17 protein-coding genes are annotated in these 20,515 nt (G+C 42.2%); 8 read left to right on the forward strand and 9 right to left on the reverse strand.

Annotated features, from left to right (window positions below; all coding sequences use genetic code 11):
* Positions 1–22: 22 nt before the first annotated feature.
* The 4 genes from BJP34_RS46730 (at position 23) to BJP34_RS27915 (ending at position 3,562) form a co-directional block, all read left to right on the forward strand.
* Entirely contained in the window at positions 23–790 is a 768-nt protein-coding gene (locus BJP34_RS46730) for a DUF29 family protein (protein WP_202972032.1), read from the forward strand.
* 56 nt (positions 791–846) lie between these two features.
* A complete protein-coding gene (locus BJP34_RS27905; RefSeq protein ID WP_229424061.1) occupies positions 847–1,275 on the forward strand; it encodes a hypothetical protein in 429 nt (142 codons plus the stop codon).
* A gap of 250 nt (positions 1,276–1,525) precedes the next feature.
* Positions 1,526–1,762 carry a hypothetical protein gene (locus BJP34_RS27910; RefSeq protein WP_070395157.1) on the forward strand — a complete coding sequence of 79 codons (237 nt, stop codon included), beginning with the start codon at positions 1,526–1,528 and terminating at the stop codon, positions 1,760–1,762.
* A 288-nt stretch (positions 1,763–2,050) separates the two neighbouring features.
* On the forward strand, positions 2,051–3,562 hold the full coding sequence (locus BJP34_RS27915) for a GMC oxidoreductase (RefSeq protein ID WP_070395158.1): 1,512 nt from the start codon (positions 2,051–2,053) through the stop codon (positions 3,560–3,562).
* Positions 3,563–3,751: 189 nt separating this feature from the next.
* Here BJP34_RS27915 and BJP34_RS27920 read toward each other — a convergent pair whose 3' ends face one another.
* Entirely contained in the window at positions 3,752–5,080 is a 1,329-nt protein-coding gene (locus BJP34_RS27920; RefSeq protein WP_070391308.1) for an IS701 family transposase, read from the reverse strand.
* Positions 5,081–5,125: 45 nt separating this feature from the next.
* Positions 5,126–5,320 (reverse strand): hypothetical protein, encoded by a 195-nt coding sequence (locus BJP34_RS44690; RefSeq protein WP_158517516.1) that lies wholly within the window; start codon positions 5,318–5,320, stop codon positions 5,126–5,128.
* Positions 5,321–5,508: 188 nt separating this feature from the next.
* Between BJP34_RS44690 and BJP34_RS27925 the strand changes: the two genes are divergently transcribed.
* The 3 genes from BJP34_RS27925 to BJP34_RS27935 all read left to right on the forward strand — a co-directional run bounded on the left by BJP34_RS27925 (position 5,509) and on the right by BJP34_RS27935 (position 9,606).
* Positions 5,509–6,633: a hypothetical protein gene (locus BJP34_RS27925; RefSeq protein ID WP_070395159.1), complete on the forward strand. Its 1,125-nt coding sequence runs from the start codon at positions 5,509–5,511 to the stop codon at positions 6,631–6,633.
* Positions 6,634–6,685: 52 nt separating this feature from the next.
* Complete coding sequence (locus tag BJP34_RS27930; RefSeq protein WP_070395160.1) at positions 6,686–7,888, forward strand: hypothetical protein; 1,203 nt, start codon at positions 6,686–6,688, stop codon at positions 7,886–7,888.
* A 197-nt stretch (positions 7,889–8,085) separates the two neighbouring features.
* Entirely contained in the window at positions 8,086–9,606 is a 1,521-nt protein-coding gene (locus BJP34_RS27935) for an AAA family ATPase (protein WP_070395161.1), read from the forward strand.
* Positions 9,607–9,812: 206 nt separating this feature from the next.
* Here BJP34_RS27935 and BJP34_RS27940 read toward each other — a convergent pair whose 3' ends face one another.
* The 3 genes from BJP34_RS27940 to BJP34_RS50135 all read right to left on the reverse strand — a co-directional run bounded on the left by BJP34_RS27940 (position 9,813) and on the right by BJP34_RS50135 (position 12,977).
* Entirely contained in the window at positions 9,813–11,414 is a 1,602-nt protein-coding gene (locus BJP34_RS27940) for a serine/threonine-protein kinase (RefSeq protein ID WP_070395162.1), read from the reverse strand.
* Between the two features lie 323 nt (positions 11,415–11,737).
* Positions 11,738–12,790: a transposase gene (locus BJP34_RS27945; protein ID WP_324610964.1), complete on the reverse strand. Its 1,053-nt coding sequence runs from the start codon at positions 12,788–12,790 to the stop codon at positions 11,738–11,740.
* Positions 12,738–12,977, reverse strand: coding sequence for a helix-turn-helix domain-containing protein (locus BJP34_RS50135; RefSeq protein ID WP_324610965.1), 240 nt, complete (start codon positions 12,975–12,977; stop codon positions 12,738–12,740). Before BJP34_RS50135 ends, BJP34_RS27945 begins: the two co-directional genes overlap by 53 nt.
* Before the next feature lie 243 nt (positions 12,978–13,220).
* Between BJP34_RS50135 and pheT the strand changes: the two genes are divergently transcribed.
* Positions 13,221–15,665: a phenylalanine--tRNA ligase subunit beta gene (gene pheT, locus BJP34_RS27950; protein WP_070395163.1), complete on the forward strand. Its 2,445-nt coding sequence runs from the start codon at positions 13,221–13,223 to the stop codon at positions 15,663–15,665.
* 73 nt (positions 15,666–15,738) lie between these two features.
* On the opposite strand, the gene rsgA is transcribed toward pheT, so the two are convergent.
* From rsgA to dnaK, 4 genes are all read right to left on the reverse strand, one after another.
* Positions 15,739–16,863 carry a small ribosomal subunit biogenesis GTPase RsgA gene (gene rsgA / locus BJP34_RS27955; RefSeq protein ID WP_070395164.1) on the reverse strand — a complete coding sequence of 375 codons (1,125 nt, stop codon included), beginning with the start codon at positions 16,861–16,863 and terminating at the stop codon, positions 15,739–15,741.
* Positions 16,856–17,131: a sulfurtransferase TusA family protein gene (locus BJP34_RS27960; RefSeq protein WP_070395165.1), complete on the reverse strand. Its 276-nt coding sequence runs from the start codon at positions 17,129–17,131 to the stop codon at positions 16,856–16,858. The genes rsgA and BJP34_RS27960 overlap by 8 nt, the downstream gene beginning before the upstream one ends.
* Entirely contained in the window at positions 17,128–18,255 is a 1,128-nt protein-coding gene (dnaJ, locus tag BJP34_RS27965) for a molecular chaperone DnaJ (RefSeq protein WP_070395166.1), read from the reverse strand. The genes BJP34_RS27960 and dnaJ overlap by 4 nt, the downstream gene beginning before the upstream one ends.
* A 198-nt stretch (positions 18,256–18,453) precedes the next feature.
* Positions 18,454–20,466, reverse strand: coding sequence for a molecular chaperone DnaK (dnaK, locus tag BJP34_RS27970; RefSeq protein WP_070395167.1), 2,013 nt, complete (start codon positions 20,464–20,466; stop codon positions 18,454–18,456).
* Positions 20,467–20,515 lie beyond the last annotated feature (49 nt).

The raw sequence follows: 20,515 nt of genomic DNA on the forward strand, positions 1-20,515 counted from the left end.
TAGTGAGATTTCCAAGAACAAAATGCTCTATGAAACTGACATCATCCAATGGGTTGAACAACAAGTTTCCCTGATCAAAGCACAACGATATAGTGAAGTAGACTGGGTTAATCTCCTAGAAGAGATTGAAGACTTGGGTAAACGAGAGCGAGACCGCTTTTTATCCTCGATTCGTTTAACGATTCAACATCTGTTGAAATGGGAATATCAACCTGAAAAACGGTCTAGGTTTTGGGAAATCACCATCAAACGAGAGCGCAATAACCTTAAACGCTATCTCAGAGATACTCCTAGTTTAAAGCGATACTGGGCAGATTTATCAAAAGTTTATTGTGATGCGAGAGCCGATGCTGCCAATGAAACCGGAATTTCCGATTGGGACTTTCCTGACAACTGTCCCTATTCCCCTGAGCAAATCCAATCGGATTGGTTTCCTCCAATTGGAGGTAAAACAATGAATACCCAAACGACCTATCGAGAAATAATAAAACAAGTTATTTTAAAATACGCTCAATTTCGTCCCTCTCATGGAGACATCCGACTTGATCCCATTTTTGACGAAACACGAGAGCACTATGGATTAATGCAGGTAGGATGGTCACAGGGAAAAAGAATCAGAGTAAACCTAATATATATTACTCTAAAAAATACTAAAATTTATATTGAATATGATGGAATAGAAACGGGTATCACTACTGATTTAATTAATGCTGGCATTCCTAAAAAAAATATTGTTTTAGCTTTCTGTCCTCCCGAAATGCGTCAGCAAACTGAATTTGCTGTCAATTAAAAATTGATTCGTGTTTGATAAAATCAAGGCTATAACAAATTTAATTTTAAATGACCATGGATAAAAAATCTAGGTTACCGCTTATAGGAGTAGGGTTGACTATTAGCTTAATCTTAGTGGGTTGTAATCCCTCTGATGATGCGTTAGAAAAATCTCGTTATCAACCCTTGAATCTAGCTGAAATCAAAGGTAAGGGAATAGGAGATGATCCGAAAGCGATCGCACTAGAATTATTTGGTAACAAGGAAACGGTCGAGAGTGACTTTACTGAAGAAATAAAGGTGATTGATCAGCAAGCTTTTGAGAAAATCGTGATTCTAACCCAGATGAATCTACCTGATGACAAAATTAGGGGCAAGCGTTATCGACTTGAGTTTCAATTCGATCAATCTACCGGTAAATGGAATTTAAAGGAAGCAGGTCGTCAACAGTCCTGTTATAAAAGTGAGAAACCTAAAGATTGGACAATTGAGCCTTGTCCCTAGCTAAACTTGTCGATAGCGTTTATCGTAGTTATGAGGTAAGCTATCAGCTATCAGCTATCAGCTATCAGCTATCAGCTATCAGCTATCAGCTATCAGCTATCAGCTATCAGCTATCAGCTATCAGCTATCAGCTATCAGCTATCAGCCAATGCGCTACGCGCACGCTTCGCGAACAGCCATCAGCCCTACTAGATTCAACATTTCTGGGGAATAACCTATCACTAACCTATAATTGTACTAAGTTACTGCTATGTCAATCAGCACCGAAGCTATCAAGCAAGACCTGGATATACTTACTGCTGAACAACTTCAGCAAGTCGCTGATTTTATTGCATTTCTTAAGTTTCAAGATAAACGTCGTCGGATTGTTCTTGATCCTGCTCAGTTAAAAGCCCTTTCTCATGAGTTTGCTGAGGAAGACCGCGCTCTTGCAGAAGTGGGAATGAGGGATTATTCGGCAAGTCTTGATCAACAAGATAAGCTATGACCAATCAATATCAAAGCAGTATCTCTACTACCAAAAAAATATAACCAATCGCTACACCTGATCGTAAAATTGAAAATTTATTATTACTATTAATATAGCATAAGTTAATAATTTTAAGCTCCTAAACTCCTGTAACTCCTGAACTCCTGTAAGATCATGTCGGGATAATTAGTTATAAAAAACCATTACCCTTGAAAGCTTCCTCTTTTACTTCTGACTTCTGACTTCTGACTTCTGACTTCTGACTTCTGACTTCCGACTTCCCACTTCAAACTTCGGACTTTTACTATGATTATCGACGACCAATACTACGACTTGATTATTATCGGCACAGGGGCTGGTGGTGGAACGTTAGCCTATAAACTTGCGCCAACGGGGAAGAAAATTCTGATCCTAGAACGAGGCGATTTTATGCCTCTAGAAGAGCAAAATCGCAGTAATGTCGATATTTTTAAGCGAGAACGCTATCACGCTCCTGAAATTTGGTATGACACTGCTGAAGAACCCTTTTTCCCCCAAATGAATTACGCTATCGGTGGCAATACTAAAATCTATGGTGCAGCATTGCTACGACTGCGGGAGCGGGATTTTGAAAAAGTGCAACATCAAGAGGGAGTGTCGCCGGAGTGGTGTTTGAAATATTCCGACTTTGAACCCTACTACACTGAAGCGGAACAGCTTTATAAAGTTCACGGTCAGGCAACCAGCGATCCCACCGAGCCATTTCATAGTCAAGACTATCCCTTTGAAGCAATCCCCCAAGAGCCTCAAATTGCGGAAATTTACAATGCGATCGCTCAGCAAGGTCTGCATCCATCTTACCTACCGTTAGGACTGACGCGCCAAGACGACGACCCAACCAATGATTCCGAGGTCAGCGGAATTGTGCCAGCTTTGAAACATCCGAACGTGACCTTAAAAACCAATGCCAAGGTAGTCTGTTTGCACACTAACCCCTCAGGTTTAGCAGTCAAAGGGGTCGAAGCCGAAATTGCCGGACAATCCTACCTGTTTATGGGGGAGATTGTCGTGGTTGCTTGTGGTGCCGTGAATTCAGCAGCATTGCTATTACACTCTGCCAATGATCGACACCCCCAAGGACTTGCCAACAGTTCAGGGCAAGTGGGACGGAATTTGATGAAAAGCCTAATGACTGCTGTAGTGCAACTGAGCACTAAGCCCAATTCAGGTGCTTTTCAAAGAAGTATTTATCTCAATGATTTTTATTGGGGTGATCCCGATTTTCCTTACCCAATGGGTCACATTCAAAATTCCGGTGGATTGCTCACAGATATTATTTTTGCTGAAGCACCACCACTGTTATCGGTTCTGGCAAAATTTATGCCAGGATTTGGACTGAAGCAGTTAGCTACTCGTTCCATTGGCTGGTGGGTGCAGACGGAGGATTTGCCCGATCCCAATAATCGAGTACGAATTGATGGAAACAAGTTGTATATTGACTACACTCCCAATAATATCGAAGCCCACGATCGCCTGATTTATCGCTTGACTGAGGTACTAAAAGTTATTGAAAAACGTCTGGATAGTTTTCAGAGCGGTAAAATATATCCTCGTGGAGAAGTGCCGATTCAGGTAATGGCAAACCAGTGTGGCACCTGCCGTTTTGGAGACGATCCTGCTACTACTGTACTCAATCGCAACTGTCGCAGTCATGATGTGGAAAACCTTTACGTAGTCGATGGCAGTTTCTTTCCATCCAATGCCAGTGTTAGCCCAGCGTTAACCATTATTGCCAATGCTCTGCGGGTGGGGGATCATCTGATTGAACGGTTTGGGTAAGTGCTAGTGGTGCGTTACGGGGCGGGCTTGCCCTCATTTTCACAGTCGCCAGTGTTTGGAGAGCCCGCCCCGTAACGCACCACTGGGTCAAACAGCAAATGGGTTTCGATTGCCAAAGGGCGATATTAATTATTGTAACTATCCCTCTTCTGTCACTCTCCGAATTCAATGATTAACAAATAAGTCAGATTATCCAGAATTAAAAAAGAATTGATATTGATTAATTTCACTAATTAGCTGATTCAATCCCAGCAATAATTTACTATTAGGCAAAATATCTAACCAGGGAAAAATAATCCATAACATCATAATTGGTTGAATCAGTAAACGAAAATTGTTTAACACATTCTTCCATCCACCTTTATGATTCCATTGTTGATGATTACTCACCTGGATATCATCAGCATCTTTCACCTTATTGGCTACTTCTGTCGATTTATTTAAAGATAAAAAAGCTGGAGAATTTAAACTAATCATGGTGTACACACAAAAAATTATTTCCCACCATTTTTCGATATCCTTAAACTTAGTAAAACGGTAATCTGTCCATCCTAATTCTTGTTTACACTGACGAAAAGCATACTCTACCCATGTTCTTAATCCATACAAATCTCCCAAGATTTTCTTGAGATTACCTTTCAAATTAGTCATCACAAAAGATGTTCCATTCTCTGGCATAGTTTTTGGGTCTGTGGTTATTTCCCAGTAAGTTATGGCTCTCTTTTTTCCATATACTATTTCTCTAATGTATCTAGTTTCGGATTTTTGATTACTAAATGTTCTGGTAAATTTACACCACTTATTCGCTCTAACCCTCTGTTCACTTGGCATCCAGACTCCATGATTACTCCTAATTGCTACTACATAAGACAATTTAGTTTTCTCTAATGTTCTAATAAACTGGCTACTTTCACCATACAGACTATCCGCTAATACTCGTTCTATATTTAATCCTTCTTCTACTAATTCTTCTAGGATTTCTGAGGCTAACTCTATTTTAGTTTTGTACTTATCTTCCCATTTTAATGTTCCTCTTGGTTTGAAGATTTTGCCTACCAATGGAAATGTTATATTTTGATACACCCCGTAAGCATTAACTGACACTATTCCATTATCTACTTTTCCGATACTTCCTAGATATTGCCTTGCTACATAGTCCGTTTTTTTCCCTTTCTTTCTATCCCCGGTTTCATCAATTATTACCGTGATTTTTTCCGAGTTTAATGCTTTGAGCATCCGACTTAATCTTCGGGATTTTAATTCAGTCGCTGACCAAGGAGAATTGGCTAAAAAATGATGGAGTGACTGAGCAGATTTTATGCCTACTACCTTAGCTATTTCTGGTAGCGACTTTCTCTTTATCGGTGAGATTATTCCTAAATGTAAATATTTGAAACATTCATAACTTCTTACTTCTGAAAACAGGTCTTTATAAGCCTCACAATATTGATCAATAACCGAAACTGTTGGTTGTGCATCTCTGGCACTATGTTTGAGAATCTGTAACTCTACATCCATTGCCCTATCTACTTTTGAGCTACCCAATCTGTTTATTCTCTTATTTTACTGCTCGGAGAGTGACAGAAGAGGGCTATAGCAAGTCTTATACCCATGAGGTACAAATCTCTGGGTTTTAGGGAGCAGGGACTTCGGAGCAGGGAGCAGGGAAGTCGGAAGTGGGAAGTCGGAAGTGGGAAGTCGGAAGTGGGAAGTCGGAAGTCGGAAGTGGGAAGAGGGAAAAAATAATGTGTACCTCATAGCTATGATAAACGCTATATACGTCAAAATCTAAGACTTGATCCCAGTTAACTTGGTACTATAATTAACATAAGTCTCAAAAAAGAATATATCCTGGACTAGGCTATAATACGATGGGATCCTATGGAATTCCACACCAGCCCTAACCCTTGTATGATCAGTAATATCCTCAGTAAATCATAACAACAATGAGCGACTTGATCCCTCCTCAGGGTAGGAAAACTACTGAACAAATAATTTCCGAAATCTTAGTCAACTATCAAGAGTATCATGATCGAGATAATATTCAACATTTTTGTAAGGATGTTATCGAGAAGCGTCAAGGCATAAAAGACAAAACCAAAACCCTTACTGATATCAACAATGCGTTAGATACTATCGACCTGATTGATAGTTATCATCAAAGCTTAATCAGTGCTCAAGAACAAGGTAAATCAAAAGTAAATTGGCTTGAATCTACCCTTGAAGAAATCACCGATAGAGAAAGTGTGATAAAAAGAGGTGAAATTGTTCAAGAGATTCAAGAAGCCTTAGTTTTAGCCAATAATCAGCAATTAGCGTCATTGTCTGGTGAAGCAACGGGCGTATATACTCCTCTGAAGGAAATTGAAGTTGAAGCCATCAACAAGCCTAGAGTTATGGAACAACAAGTATTAGATGATATTCAGAACAACTCCATGCTATCTTCAATTTCCATGGCCCAGCAGTTTGATATGCTTTCAGACCCTTTAAATCTAGATTATTTTAATAATTTTTCCTTTCTGGACGTTGCTGATAATTATTTAAATCAATACCTTGGGCCCTTAGATAATACCTTCAAACAACTAGTTACCTTAGGCACAGTAGTTGCTAAAGAAGAGGGTCACTTAGGCATACTTGATGAAGTAGATATAGCCGAAATTGCTGCTATGATTGATATGGGACTTACGCTTCCCCAAATCGGCTATAAACTTGGCAAAGGCGAGATTACACTGATTGAGGCTGTAGAAGATTTATATGATAGACAAGTTGCAGCTACCTCTACCTTAGTGAGTCTAAACACCAAGGCTGTCGGTTGGTTATCCGGTACAAGTATCGGAGCTCCTGTTGGAACTGTATTTGGACCAATTGGCACAGCAGTTGGAGGGATGCTAGGAAGCTTTACAGGTAAAATTGCTGGAAAAAACATTGGTCAAACTATTGCCACTGGTATCAAAAAAGTAGCCAATTTTGGTAAAAAAGCAGTAACCAAAACAGTAAAAAAAGCCTGGGCAGGAGCAAAATCTTTTGGGCGAGCTTTTACTAAAAGTAAATTAAATCCATTGAATTGGTAGCCTTTGACAGCAAAATTAAATTATTAAAATTAAATTATTGAGGTGGATAAAGATGGCAAAGACAATTAAGTTTAGTCTTATTTTGGATAATACTCCAGTCAGAGATTTAGATGGTGTTAGGGAAAATTTTAATATCGATGATATCTTGAGATATTACAAAAGTGGTCTATTGCAAAAGTGGCTTGCTGTTAGGGGATTTACAGATATCTTATCAAAAATAAAGGATATCTCAGCCGAAAGTGACCTAGAGATTAGCAAGGAACTAGTGAAAATTTTCGAGATGGAAATTGAAGCAACTAAACTAGAGGAATCCTTGTATAGTATCCAATTCCATGAAGAATTCCAGAACAAGGTAAATAATTATGCTAAGAACAATTTTAATCGCAAAGCCATTATTAAGGATTATCACCAGGGTTACTATAGAGTATTGACAGGGATGTTGGAGGATCCCGATAATATTGCGTTGATTAAAAGTAGTGTAGCACAAATTGCTAAAAACTATTTCTGGATATTTAAGTTTCACTTACCAGGCTTGTATGATGAATTTTTTGACAAAGTCCCCTTATCTCTTTTTGTATCATTCATGAATCCCACTTTGAGAAGATTAGTGTTAGGGTCTGACATGATGGCTGAAAGAATAGAAAACTTGACAAATAAAATTAATCCTAATACAGCCAAAATGTTATCTGAAGGATTTTTAAAACATCCTGATATACTTAGTCTAAAACCTATTCAGCATAAAGCAGACACTAATCGTAGGTGGCAGAAACTTGTTACTCCAGAAAAAAAGTGTTTAATTCTGGATTTAACTGAGAGTGATGATGTGATGGTATCTCATTCAGAACCAAGTTTGAGGTCCGATCAATTTAAAAAAGAAGATGCAGTGGGAAAAATCATGAATGGTTTAATGTTTTATTCTAATAGTTCTAATGATTATGTGGAATACATGATATTTCCTTCCGAACAAAATTTGGTACTTTCAGAAAAAGAATTTGCAATTCATAAAATGTTTTATTTAGTCAGGAATCATCTAAAAATATTTAAAGGTGAGACAAAAGAGTTTTGGAAAGATATTGAACCCAAGGGTAAGCGTTTTATGATTTTAGGTATGAACGATGGAAATTATGTAAGAAACTCTGGTAAACATGGTGAAGAGTTATCAGCCGATGATGTTAATGGTAAATTTGTCATTCTAGATGGGATAGATTACAAGAGTATAAATCCTGACCATGTAATTGGTTATTTGGAAGTTTGAGATTATATAGCATTTCTCATGTTAGCTGTCAGCTGTCAACTGTCAGCCGTCAGCTGGTGAGTGATAGCTGACTGAATGCTTACCTTTCTTCCCCACTCCCGATTCCCGATTCCCGATTCCCGTTCCCCTCCTGGGAGGGGTTAGGGGTGGGTTCCGATTCCCGATTCCCTATTACTGATTCCCTATTAACAATTATCATGAACAATACAAGTCATAAACTCGCCTCCTATGTTGATTCCTTAAGACCAATCATTTATATCAATCATTTTGATTTCCATTCTACTGATTTGCTGATTAAGGAGATTGCTACAACAGCTAAGGTTTATGAATATAATGATGCTGGTGGTCATGTTGATTTTGATACCAAAAATTCTAAATCTAACTTTGACTTAGAAACCTTCTTGTCAGCTTTTGATAATAATGAAACTGGAGAGAGTTTTCTGGTACTCAAGGATATTCACTTTTATTTAGATAATCCCAAAGTCATTGCTCTGCTCAAATCAATTGCCCTCAAGACCCTATACAAGGAGAATTTTTATACCACTAGTTTTATTGTTGCTAGTAAATTAATTATTCCGGCTGAACTTGATAAATTTATTACGGTCTTTGAAGTCCCTATTCCCAATCTTAATCAAATTAGAGGAATAATTAAACAATTTTTGCAGGATTTACAATTTGATATGACTGACAATGTCATTGAAGAATTATCCTTATCCTTTAAAGGATTAAGTAAATTTGAAATTATCCAGAGTTTAAACCTAGCCTATCAACAGGGTGGCTGTATAGACAAAAATGATAAGCACCTAATCATCCAAGAAAAAAAACAAATTATCAAAAAATCTGGCACCCTTGAAATTCTTAATTTCAAAGAAACACTAGATGATGTTGGAGGGCTTGATAATCTCAAGTCCTGGCTGACTAAAAAAGCTAACATATTCAAAAATCTGGACCAAGCTATCAAATTTGGAGTGGATATACCTAAAGGTATGATGCTAATTGGGATGCCTGGGTGTGGCAAAAGTTTAGTCGCCAAAGCTACTTCTCATCTGTTTGAAGTTCCTTTACTGCGGCTAGATATTGGTAAACTACTTGGTAAGTATGTGGGAGAGAGTGAAGAAAACTTAAGTCGGGCAATTAAAATAGCTGAGGCGGTTAGTCCTTGTATTTTATGGATAGATGAAATTGAAAAAGCCTTTGCTGGCATTGGCGAAAGTGGAGGCGCAAGTGATATCACAACCAGATTATTTGGTAATATTTTAACTTGGATTCAAGAGAAAGAAAACACTGTCTTCATTGTGGCTACCTCTAATGATATTGCCAAACTTCCGGCTGAATTTCTCAGAAAAGGAAGATTTGATGAACTGTTCTTTGTAGATTTTCCTAATGGGGATGAGCGCAAAAAAATATTTGAAATCCATCTAAAAAGGAGAAATAAATGGAATAGGATGATTGATATAATTAGCTTGCTAAAAGAAACCGAGGGTTATAGTGGTGCTGACATTGAAGCTGTTGTTAAAGAAACCATAGAAAATGTTTTCCTTGATCCAGAAAAAGATACAGTAACAACAGATGATTTGCTTGCTGTCATTAAAACCACCAAATGTCTTTCAGAATCTCTCAAAGATAAAATAGATAAAATCAGAAAGTCTTTATCTAAGATGAATGTCAAGCCAGCAAGTGAGATTAAGAAAGTCAAGCCAGGAAGTAAAAAAAAATAATCTCTGATTACCTATATAGCGCTACGCGCAAGTCAGAAGTTAGAAGTTAGAAGTCAGAAGTCAAAAGTAAGCTAGAACTAGGTTTGCTGAGTTTAGGAATGTCCTAATCTAAATCCGTAGTGCTATATATTCATAAATGAATTGTGGTAATTTTTGTTCCCTATTGCTAGCATGCCTACTCCCTACTCCCTACTCCCTGCGCTATATTACCAAAACCCCCGCTTCCCAGTAGGGAGTACTGTTGTCCAATTAGTCTTAGCTTGGGTCAACTGTTCTTGAGTAACTTTAGCATTAGAAAGATTGGCTCCACACAAATTGGCTCCCCGCAGATTAGCATTTTCGAGATGAGCATAACTAAGATTTGCCCCACGCAAGTCTGCTCCGGTCAAAATAGCTTTCTTCAGGAAAGCACGGCCCAAATTGGCATTACGTAAGTCCGCTTGATGGAGATTCGCTTCACCAAAATTAGCAGTGGATAAATCCGCTCCCTTCAAACTAATATTTAACAGTTTTCCCTGGCGGAAAATTATCCCAGATAGCTGAGCATTATTAAGGTTAAGTCCCCTCAAATCTTTAGCAGCAAAGTCTCTTCTGCCAGAGTGATAAGCTTTTAATAACGTTTCCGCATCCAACTTGGCATTACCCTTCGACTTGCCTGTGGTGGTAATCCTACTACCGTTCAAAGCTGTAGAATCCCTGTAACTGGTAAAACCTCCACCGTTTCTACGTTCTGATCTTCGACCATTGCTCAATCCCCGACGCTCCCGGAATTCTCTAATTTTCTCTGCCATTCTTCGGGATTGAAGTGACGAGGGGGATGAATAACCATTCCCAGGAGCCAAATCCCCTGAATTGAAGTCAGAATTAGCGTCATCAAGGGGTTTTGACACTAAACTTTTGTTTAAACTCTCCAGATATGGCTCTAGGTCAAGAGCTCTCAGGATGTCTTCTGAGCACTGATAGCGATAACGGACAGAAGACTCCAGCATTTTTCTTAAAACCTTAGCAAAGTGGTCACTAACGCTGACAATAGTCTGCCAAACTATTTCTCCGGTTGAAGGATTATAATCGAGGTCTTTGGGAGATTTACCCGTCAACAAATAAAGGCAAGTAACCCCCACTGCATAGATATCGCTAGCATAAACAGGTCGCAATGCCATTTGCTCAGGAGGAGCAAAGCCTGGAGTTCCAATGGCATAGTTGGTCAATACTGTGTCTGAGGAGTTGGAGGGATTGGTTTGGCGGTTTTTCACAGCACCAAAATCAATCAATACCAATTTTCGGTCTTGCTCACGACGAATTATATTGGCTGGTTTAATGTCCCGGTGAATTACTTTTTTCTGATGAATATATTGCACCAGTGGTAGAATTTCACTGAGAAATTGTTTAACTCCTTCTTCCGAGAAGGAACCAGACCGTCTGACTTGCTGTTGCAGTGTCAAACCGCTAATGTATTCCTGAACCAGATAAAACTGCTGATTGTCTTCAAAGTAATCTAATAACCGTGGCAATTGGGGATGATTCCCAATTTCTCCCAAGGTTCGGGCTTCTCGCTCAAACAGATCCCTTGCCATCGGTGAAATCTCTGAGCTTTTGGCGCTTGGGCGGAGTTGTTTGATTACACAGGTCGGCTTACCAGGCAAGGATTGATCTGTTGCTAAGAAAGTTGCTCCAAATCCGCCTTGACCGAGTGGTTTGATCACACGATAGCGGTCAAGTAATAATAATTTAGAACTGCACGCCTGACAAAAGTCGGCGTGTTGTGGGTTTTGTGCCTGAGTGCAGGTAGGATTTAGACAGTAGCTCATTCAGCCTTACTGATGTTGCTTTGCCCATACTGAAACTAAAACTTTTGCTCGGAGCACCTGAGCAGCAAAGATGATTTATAGTCTTTTACTTTTCTTTATTTTCTGCAAAATGTCTTTAACTACCCCCTTAGTTAGACAACTATTCCGGTGAAACCTGATCCTCAACCAGGATACCCTATTTTTGGCATCCATCTAAGGGTCGACAAGACAATTTTGAGTTAAGTAAAGGGTGATTAAAGTAAAATGTATATGAAGCTACCTATATTTTAGAGCGTTTATTTAGTATTGACCATAGGTAGTGTACTTTTTTGACACTCCCCATCCTAGAAGGACGAGGATTCTTTCTTCATAGGGATTCCAACAAACTTGCCCTCGGAAAGCATCTTGACCGTGTGTCCCACGGCTGCAAGTCCACGTAGAAGGACTACTTGAGCAGCTGCCACATCTCTATCGGTTGTGTAGCCGCAATTTTCACAACGATGTACACGCTCAGCTAACGTCTTTTTGCCAGTTTCAGTTAAGCAATTGGGGCAGACTTGACTAGTCTTTTTAGAGTCTACTTTTTGGAAATAAACGCCACGCTTAAAACAGCATTGCTCTAATACCTGGAAAAACTGTCCCCATCCTGCATCTAGGCAGTGCTTACCCAACATCCCTCTAGCCAAGCCTTTGAGATTTAGATCTATGTCCTTCGGACAGGCTTCGCCAACAACAAAGATCATCCCAGCCCAATCGCAGAGATTATGAGCTAATTCCCAATAGTAATTTTTTCTGATGTTAGCGATTCGTTCGTGTAACTTGCTGACTTTCTTTTGTGCTTTGCGACGGTTTCCACTTCCAATCCGTTTCCTACTTACCCTCCTTTGCAGCAATTTAAGCTTGCGTTCGAGGCGTTTGAAAGGGCGCGGATTAGGAAACAGAGCACCGTTGCTGACAGCAACAAAATGCGAAATTCCCACATCAATCCCCAATGCTTCTCCGTGAGGCATAACTTGGGGAATATTTACGTCCCACGCTAACGTGAGCATTACATACCAACCCGAGGATCGTTTAATCACTCTAGCTTGCTTGACTCTAGCTAAGCCAGGTATCTCCCGTGATTGTCTCAACTTCACCCAGCCAATCTTGGGTAGTTTTACTCTGCCAGGTTCGAGGGGTTTAACACCTAGTTGGGGAAAAACAAAAGACCGCATTTGTCCGTGCTTCTTAAACCGAGGAAAACCATGGCCTTGCTCCCACATACTAACAAAAGCTTTTTCTAGTCTTTTTAGTGTTTGCTGTAAAACATGAACTTGAACAGCTCTTAATTGTTCAATAGTTTTCCTAGCAGCAGTTAACCCACGACACTGACTGGCATAAGTAGGACGCGCACGCATTTGTTGGAATAATGTACTCACTACGGACAGAGCAAGCGTTAATCTGACAGCTACGAGACTTATACCAATCCTTGCGCTCAGCTAATCCATAATTATAGACCTTGCGGCATTGCTCCAACCAGTCTTCAAATATTTTTGATTGTTGTTTGGTCGGTTTTAGCTTGAACTCGTAGGTGAGATTAAACACTTTGCTTACCTCCTTAGCCTAATTATCACCCATTCTTGAGCTATGATGCAAGCGTTAGCTCAAGAATGGATGCCATTAGAATTAAAGCCGTCCTTTTAGGACGGGGCTTGAAACCCATTATTTTTGGTCAAGCGTTAAGCGGTTATCCCGATCACAATAGAAAAATGTTTTGGTGGAAGTAACCAGCAACTTGCACCTTATTTATTACCTTATATAGAGTTAAGCAAAAAAATTTAGGAGTCCATGCGTATATCGTTAAACTGGCTGCGAGAACTAGTAGAGGTAACTCTGACACCAGAAGAGCTAGCTGAAACCCTAACTATGGCTGGGTTTGAGGTAGAAGATATTGAAGACCTGGGAACTCTGGCCGATGGCGTGGTGATTGGCAAGGTTCTGGAGGTAGAGCCTCACCCTAATGCAAATAAGCTTCGGGTCTGTCAAGTGGATATTGGTGGCAGTGACCCATTGAATATTGTTTGTGGTGCGTCCAATGTCCGACCAGACATTTACGTGCCGGTTGCCACCATCGGAACCTACCTACCAACTATTGATTTGAAAATTCGCGCCTCAAAACTGCGCGGTGTTCGTTCAGAAGGGATGATTTGTTCCCTAGCAGAAGTGGGCTTGGCCAAGGAATCTGCTGGCATTCATATTTTCGAGGCAGAAACTATACCCCTAGGCAGTGATGCTCGTCCTTTACTGGGGTTAACCGATACCATTCTTGATGTTACGTCTACTGCTAATCGGGCCGATGCTCTAAGTATGGTGGGCGTGGCCAGAGAAGTAGTGGCCTTAACTGGGGCATCATTAACCTTGCCAGAAACTGTTGAGGTGTCTATTCCAGAAGCATCTCATGCCTTGACCTTGAAAGTATCTGAACCCAAAGCTTGTCCCGCCTATATTGGCACTGTGATTGAAGGGGTTAAGATTGCTCCTTCTCCCGATTGGTTACAACAGCGCTTGGAAGCGGCTGGAGTACGACCGATTAATAATGTAGTGGATGTCACTAACTACATTCTCTTGGAATGGGGTCAGCCCCTCCATGCCTTTGACCGGGAACGTTTGCAAGCTGTTGCTGGTGAAGAAAACCTGACCATTGGTGTCCGCTTTGCTAACAGTGAGGAATCCCTGACTACTCTTGATGGTCAAACCCGTTCCCTGGAACCACAAGCGTTACTGATCACAGCTAACGACCAACCCGTTGCGATGGCTGGGGTTATGGGTGGGGAAGCCACAGAAGTGAACGACAACACCCAAAGTATTGTTTTGGAAGCAGCACTGTTTGATCCAGTGACTGTTCGTCGTTCTTCCCGTAGTCAAAGCATACGGACAGAATCATCTACCCGTTATGAGCGTGGTGTCAATAAAGCAGAATTGGATATTGCTTGTAAAAGAGCGATCGCATTAATTACTGAGTTAGCTGGTGGTACCCCCACAACCCAGAGTATTGCTGACCAGCGCCCTGACCCGTCTACTTGGGCACGTTCCATTGAGTTACGTCTTGACCGTGTCAATCGGATTTTAGGACCAGTTCATAAGTCAGAGGAGCTTGGGCAAATCCTGCCAGAAGATGTGGAACGAATCCTGACTGCCCTCGGATGTCAACTACAACCGATAGGATCGGAGGATTCTTCCCAATGGAAAGTGACTGTACCCCCCTACCGCTACCGGGATTTAGAGCGGGAAATTGATTTAATTGAGGAAATTGCCCGTCTCTACGGCTATGACAACTTCTGTGATAGCTTACCAGACAAGACTGAACCAGGTTATCTATCTGCTGAGGAATTTTTAAAGCGAAAACTGCGATCGCAATTTCGTGCAGTTGGGTTGACCGAATTAGTCCAGTATTCCTTGGTCAAGCCAGAGGAACAGAACCAAATTCGTCTTGATAATCCCTTGTTTACAGAATACTCATCCCTACGCACGGATTTACTATCAGGGATTATTGATGCCTGTCAGTACAATATCGAGCAAGGCAACGGCGTACTCAACGGTTTTGAAATTGGTCGGATCTTCTGGCGAGCAGAAGAGGGTTTCGCAGAAGCTGATGCTATTGCCGGGATTTTAGGGGGAAATATCACCCAAGGTAACTGGGTCAGGGGAGGGCATTCCGAACCTATGACCTGGTATGAGGCTAAGGGAGTACTAGAGAGAGTGTTTTCCCGTTGCGGTCTGACAGTAGAATACCAACCAGACCACAGCGATCCCCGTCTTCACCCAGGACGCACTGCATCCTTGTGGTTGCAAGGTGAAAAATTAGGCAAATTTGGGCAATTGCACCCCCAGCTAAGCTCAGAAAGAGGTTTTCCCGATCAGGTTTATGTATTTGATTTGGACTTGGATCTAATTTTAGAGGCTCTTGATCGCGATGAAATTTTGACTCCCCGGTTCCAAGTCTATTCCACCTACCCAGCCATTGACCGGGATATTGCGTTCTTTGCCCCACTACAAGTCTCTGTGGCAGAAATCGAACGTTCAACCCGGAAAGCTGGGGGGAATTTGTTGGAGTCAGTGCAATTGTTTGATGAATATAAAGGGGAGTCTGTTCCTGAGGCACAGAGAAGTTTGGCATTTCGGCTAATCTACCGTGCTAGCGATCGCACTCTTACTGATGCAGAAGTCGAGCCAGTACATCAGAAAGTGCGAGAAGCCCTAGAGGAAAAATTTGGGGTTAGCCTTAGAAGTTAAACCCGCTTTGAAGTTAAAGGGTTAAAGGATGAAGTATTCATACTTCATCCTTTACATACTTAATCCTTTAAGCTTAATTCATCTCGTCATAAAGTTCATCTAGGTTCTGGTGCTGAGTACGGCGGGAGCGACGGCGGTATTTTTTTGTTTCTAGCTTGGGTTCGTATTGACGCCGACCAGAAGCTTTAATTTTTAACTTCATAGTGGATTCAAGATCAGCTTTTTGCTTCAAAGCCTCTTGCCGTGCAATCACTTCTGCTAAAAAATCCAGATAATGCTGGTACCGTTCCCAGTCTCCTCGCACAGCACAGTTTGGCTCATCCCGATGTAGGCAATTACTGAATTGACAGCGGTGTTGGGCTAAACGCTCTGTTGCTTCTGGAAAGTAATGGATTAAATCCTCAGGAGAACAAGTCAAGTCAGGCTGATTGAATCCGGGGGTATCTGCCAAAAAACCACCTTTAGGCAACTCAAATAATTCCACATGCCGAGTGGTGTGGCGTCCTCGACCCAGTTTCCCAGTCACTTCTGCCACCCGCACCGTTGTTGCTGGAATCAGATAATTAATTAGACTGGATTTACCGACACCGGAAAGACCAGCCATAACGCTGATTGTCTGACTCAACAGGTCAGTCAGTTGTGCTAAACCAGTACCATTATGAACGCTGATCAAGACTGGCTGATAACCCCATGCTTCCAGACGCTGTTGGCAATGCTGCTGTTGCTGTTGTGTTACTAAATCACGTTTATTCAGACACAAACAGACCTTAAAACCAGTAGATTCTGCCTTCACCAAAAACCGACTCAGCTGATAAGCATCCAGGGTCGGTTCTTCCAGAGCAAAAACTACCAGAATTTGCTGAGCATTGGCAATTGGTGGGCGGTCGAGCTGGGTTGTCCGGGGCAGCACATCAGCAATCACCCCTCGTCCACCAGCCCAGTCAGGTTCATCTACTACAACCCGGTCTCCCACCATCACCTGCTGGCCAATTTTTTTTAACCGGGCTCTACGGGTACATAAGAGGGTTGAAGGTTGTAGGTTATTTACTTGAAGGTTATCTTCACAACCTACAACCTCCAACTTGTCAACCTTCAACTGATCTAAACGCACCTGATAGAAATTTGCCTGAACCGCCAGCACGGTACCCAGCCAAGGGGTTGACAAGTTTGACGAATTAGTGTATCCTAATTCAATCATGAAGATGCTGGTGTGGACGACGCACCTTCAGAGCAAAATAGCGATCGCGTTCTTCAACACCCTCTATGGGGTAACCCTCCATAGTCAGACTATCAGGAACCTGTTCAATGGGTTCTCCTGGGTCGAGCCACACTTCTAATAGGGCACCTGGAGCCATTTTTTCTAGATAGAGTTTAGTGCGAACAAAGTTAATCGGGCAAGGGGTACCCCGCAGATCCAGCTGATCATCAGGTTTAGAACTGATCTCGGAGGAGGCTAGTCCACTCATGAGCCAAACAACCCTCCCAAGAATCCTTCTATACCACCTTTACCAGTGCGCTCACCCTTAATTTTCGCTAGCTTCTCTAGCAATTCCCTTTCGTCAGGGCTAATCCGAGTGGGGATATCCACCAAAATCGTGATTAGGTGATCGCCCCGACTGACTGGGTTACCCAATTTGGGGACACCATGATTCTCTAAAGTTAATACAGTATTGGGTTGAGTACCGGGTGGAATAGTTAATTCCACTGGACCGTCTACTGTCTCTGCTTCGATAATACAGCCTAAAATGGCTTGTAAATAGCTAATTTTCATTTCAGACAGAATGTTAATGCCATCCCGCTGAAACTGACTGTCTTCGTTTACAAATAGATAAACGTATAGGTCTCCTGGTGGACCAGCACGTAATCCAGCATCTCCTTCTTTAGAAACCCGTAGCCTGGTGCCATTATCCACCCCTGCTGGAATGGTTATTTTCAGTTTTTTGGTTTCTTGTTTACGACCAGCACCACCACAGGCTTCACACTTATCCTCAACGATTTGACCTTCACCGTTACAGGTAGGACAGACTGAGACTTGGGTGAAACTACCAAAAGGGGTACGAGTAGCACGCCTTACTTGACCTGTACCGTTACACGTTGGGCAAGTGCGGGGTCGAGTTCCTGGCTTTGCCCCTGTGCCGTTACAGACTTGACAAGTTTCTAGGTGAGGAATGCGGATTTCCTTTTCACCACCGAATATAGCTTCCTTGAAAGCCAGCTTCAAGTCTAGTCGCAGGTCGTCACCACGCACCGGGCCACTACGCCGACGACCACCAGTTTGCTGACCCATACCACCAGCAAAGCCGCTGAAGAAACTTTCAAAAATATCAGCAAAGCCCATATCGCCAAAATCCGAGTAGGCTGCTCCCGCACCTGAGGAAACACCAGCTTCCCCAAAACGGTCATATCTTGCTCGAGTTTCTGGTTCTGATAGGACTTCGTAAGCCCGGTTAATTTCCTTAAAGCGCTCTTCAGCTCCTGGTTCTTTGTTAACATCTGGGTGGTACTTCCGTGCCAAGCGACGGTAAGCACGTTTAATTTCATCTTTGTCGGCATCACGAGAGACACCAAGGAGATCATAATAGTCAGCCATAGAGCGCTGATCGGTCTTCCATTTATATAGTGGGGGCTATTGTTATTCCTCAGGTTATTGCTATAAAAGCACAAAGAGCGCATTCCAGCATTACCTGCATCCTATATCATTGTCTATCAAAAAAATCAGCTGATTGCCACCTGCTTATGTGACCATAATCTCAAGGTTGGCTTGAGCTAGTCAAAGCAAGGAATTGAATTATCTATCTTTCAGGGAGCTGTTGCCGTAATCAACAGCTTCGTAGTCAACATTTACTTCTAAGGTTTCATCCTCAAAATCAACCACAAATTCTCCTAAAGCATCTGGTTCTATTTGGGTGGAGTCGTTTGAATTGGACTCTTGAACTGTTTCGTCAGACGGGATAAATTCCGGGTCTGACCCCAGGCTGGCACTGGCGTAAATGATCCCCCCAATTTCCAAGACAGTTTTCTGCAAAGTTTCAATAGCTTCTTTCACCTCCTCGACCTCAATTGAGGGGTTAGTCATTATGGTGTCTAGGTGCTGCTTTTGTTGATCTGCTTGCTCCTTTAGTGCTTGAGCCTGAAGGTTAGTGCTAATCAATTCCCCATGGTCTTTGATAGTAGATTCATAGTTATATAGTAAGCCATCGGCTTGGTTTTTCAGTTGCACCAATTCCATGCGACGGCGGTCTTGGTCAGCATAGTCTTCTGCCTCACGGCGCATCCGTTCCACTTCCGCTGGACTTAATCCACCCGTATTGGTAATCACAATACTTTGCTCTTTCCCAGTTCCTCGATCACTGGCAGCGACTTTAAGAATGCCGTTGACATCGATTTCAAAGGTAACTTCAATTTGAGGGACACCACGGGGAGCTGGGGGAATACCAGTGAGCAGGAATTTTCCCAGGCTTTTGTTATCTCTAGCCATGGCCCGCTCCCCCTGCAATACGTGGATTTCTACGGAGGTTTGTCCATCAGTAGCTGTGGAAAATACCTGGGACTTACTGGTAGGAATAGTAGTATTGCGCTCGATAATTTTGGTGAACACTTCTCCTAAGGTTTCTATACCCAGGGACAGGGGAGTCACATCCAGTAGCAGGACATCCTCTACTTCCCCGCCCAAAACACCAGCCTGAATTGCTGCTCCCAATGCCACAGCTTCATCAGGGTTAACCGAACGATCGGTAGCCTTACCATTAAAAAACCTTTTAATAGCATCCTGCACCGCCGGGATACGGGTCGAACCCCCTACCAGTAAAATCCGGTCAATGTGCTCTGGTTTGAGGTCACTATCTTTGAGCGACTGCTTGACCGGTTCTATAGTTGCGTTAATCAGGTCCCTGGATAGTTCTTCAAACTTAGCCCGGGACAACTCCATCTCTAAGTGTTTTGGTCCTGTTTCATCAGCAGTAATGAAGGGCAAGTTGATGGGGGTGGCTACCATGCTAGATAGTTCAATTTTTGCCTTTTCCGCCGCCTCTCGCAAACGCTGAAGAGCCATTTTGTCTTCGGTGAGATTGATGCCCTCTTTGGCTTTAAAGTTTTGAACCATCCAGCGGACAATCACATTATCGAAGTCATCTCCCCCCAAGTGATTGTTACCAGAAGTTGCCTTTACTTCAAAGACCCCATTCCCCAGTTGCAGAACTGAGACATCAAAGGTACCACCACCCAAGTCAAACACCAAGATAACTTGGTCTTGATCCAGCTTATCTAAACCATAGGCGAGAGCAGCAGCAGTCGGTTCGTTTATAATGCGCAACACTTCCAAGCCAGCAATGGTACCCCCATCCTTGGTGGCTTGCCGTTGAGCATCGGTAAAGTAGGCAGGAACTGTGATCACAGCTTTAGTGACTGAGTCCCCAAGAAAGGTTTCAGCATCAGCCTTGAGCTTTTGTAAGATCATGGCCGAGATTTCCTGAGGGGTATACTCTCGATGCCGAATCTTTACATCTACCGTCTCATCACGACCCTTAACACAGGTATAGGGGACACGGGAACGCTCTGTAGCGGTTTCATCCCAACGACGTCCGATAAAGCGCTTGATACTGTAGACACTGTTTTCCGCATTGGTCACTGCTTGACGCTTGGCCAGTTGACCCACCAGGTGCTCTCCTGACTTGCCAAATCCCACAATACTCGGTGTGGTTCGCCCACCTTCCGAGCTAGAAATGACTATGGGTTTACCTCCTTCTAAGACAGCAACACAACTATTGGTTGTGCCTAGGTCGATGCCAATAACTTTTCCCATAGGGTTGCGGCTTAACGGTTATGTTAAGTTATTTTAGTTTGATTTTTGG

It is taken from the genome of Moorena producens PAL-8-15-08-1 (genome assembly GCF_001767235.1).
GTDB classification, from domain to species: domain Bacteria; phylum Cyanobacteriota; class Cyanobacteriia; order Cyanobacteriales; family Coleofasciculaceae; genus Moorena; species Moorena producens_A.